We start from the raw sequence: 1,789 nt of genomic DNA on the forward strand, positions 1-1,789 counted from the left end.
GCGCCGCCTGGCACCGCAACGACGCGGAGTTCGTCGACCCCAAGACCCGCAGCTGGGACAACTTCCGCGGCTACCAGACGGTGACCACCACGCGGTGGGCCGCGACGTACCCGGCCCGCCACAGTCCGGGGCGTCCGTCGGCCTCGCGCACCGCTACCGAGGGCCGGTCGCCGTCCGCGCCGTGCACGGTGAGTGCCTCGGTCCCGAAGCGGATCCGGCCGCCGGCGTCCAGGAACTGCGTCAGCAGGTCGGTGACCAGCTCCTGCTGCGGGTAGACGGTGTGCTGCTCGCCCCGGCCGAGGCCGCTGTAGTCGAGGCGGAAGGTGCCGTCCTCGGTGCGGAATTCGCAGCGGCCGTGCGTCCGGCCGTTCCGGTGGAGGCCGGCGGCCAGGCCGTGCCGCTCCAGGATCCGCACGGTGTTCGCGGCGAGGAATCCGGCGCGGGCCCGGTTCTGGACGTGGGTGCGGGTGGCGCGTTCGAGCACGACGCAGTCGATGCCGTCGGCGTGCAGGAGGTTCGCGAGGACCAGCCCGGCCGGTCCCGCGCCGAGGATGACCACGTCAGCCGTGTCACCGGCTGTTCTGAGGTGTTGACGTTCCGTCACAGGAATTGGATCATAATCGCCCCCGGATACACGGACCGCCGGAAATCACCCGGATGGACGCAGCTTGGGTTGTGTCGGGGCAATTCCGGGGCGCGTGTGTTCCGGGGCGCGGGTGCGGATCCGGGGCGCTCGGGCCTGCGTGGTCACGGTGCGGCGGTGAACGGGCCTTCCTCGGTGAAGCGGTGCAGGGCGCGGGCGAAGGCCCGGGCCTCGTCGGCCGGCCAGGAGGCGAGGGTGTCCTCGATGCTGTCGGCCAGGCGGCGGCGCATCACGGCGACGGTGCGTTCGCCGTCCTCGGTCAGGGCGAGCAGGGTCGCGCGCCGGTCGTCGGGGTCGGCCGTGCGGCGCAGCAGGCCGGCCTCCTCCAGGCGGGTGGCGCGGCGGCTGACTCCGGAGCGGTCGATGCCGATCTCGGCGGCCAGGTCGGCGGCGCTGCGGGTGCCGGCGCGGGCCAGGCCGCTGAGGACGGGGTAGGTGACGTCGTCCACCGCCTCGCCCAGGCCTTCGGTCAGCCGGCGGTGGAGCGCGGCGCGGGTGCTGCGGCGCAGGAGGGTGCCCAGGGCCTCGGCGACGGCATCGCCGAGGCCCGTGGCGGGGGAGGGTGGTTCCGGTGCGGCGCTGGGGAAGGGGACTTCCGGCTCGGCGGCGGAGTTGGTGGAATCGTTCACCCCGTCATCTTAGCGTGCGTGGCGCACGCATCAGAGGGTAGGGTTCCTTGTGCAAAGCGTGCGCCGCGCACGCATCACCGTTTCGGGAGGATCCCGCCATGTCCGTCGTCACCCCCACCGGCCCCCGCACCACCATCACCGCCGCGCTGACCGACCTGCTCTTCACCCCCGGGCTCGACCTCGACACCGCGATCGAGCGGCACTTCACCCCGGACTACCGCCAGCGCACCGACGGCACCTGGGCCGACCTCGCCGGCTTCACCGAGCACATCCGCCACCTGCGCGCCGTCGTCGCCTCCGGCCGGATCGAGGTCCACGACGAGCTCGCCGTCGGCGACCGCAGTGCCGACCGCCACGTCGTCGAGGTCGTGAAGACCGACGGCGCCCGGGTGCGGATGGAGGTCTACCTGTTCGCCGAGCACGGCCCGTGCGGGCGCTTCCGGCGGATCGAGGAGACCACGCTGCTCCTCGACGGCGACGAGGCCGACCGTGACCTCGGCTCCGCCCGCTGACCGGC

General features: G+C 73.5%; 2 protein-coding genes and 1 pseudogene. 1 reads left to right on the forward strand and 2 read right to left on the reverse strand.

Annotation, left to right across the window (positions count from 1 at the left end):
* Positions 1 to 100 precede the first annotated feature (100 nt).
* Positions 101 to 559 (reverse strand): annotated as a pseudogene (locus ABZ885_RS40485) (FAD-dependent monooxygenase); the annotation flags it as partial.
* Positions 560 to 747: 188 nt separating this feature from the next.
* Positions 748 to 1,164: a MarR family transcriptional regulator gene (locus ABZ885_RS40490; RefSeq protein WP_360200115.1), complete on the reverse strand. Its 417-nt coding sequence runs from the start codon at positions 1,162 to 1,164 to the stop codon at positions 748 to 750.
* Between the two features lie 206 nt (positions 1,165 to 1,370).
* On the opposite strand from ABZ885_RS40490, the gene ABZ885_RS40495 reads away from it, so the two are divergent.
* Entirely contained in the window at positions 1,371 to 1,784 is a 414-nt protein-coding gene (locus tag ABZ885_RS40495) for a nuclear transport factor 2 family protein (RefSeq protein ID WP_360200113.1), read from the forward strand.
* The last annotated feature ends 5 nt before the right edge of the window (positions 1,785 to 1,789 follow it).

It is taken from the genome of Kitasatospora sp. NPDC047058 (genome assembly GCF_040643935.1).
Taxonomy (GTDB): domain Bacteria; phylum Actinomycetota; class Actinomycetes; order Streptomycetales; family Streptomycetaceae; genus Kitasatospora.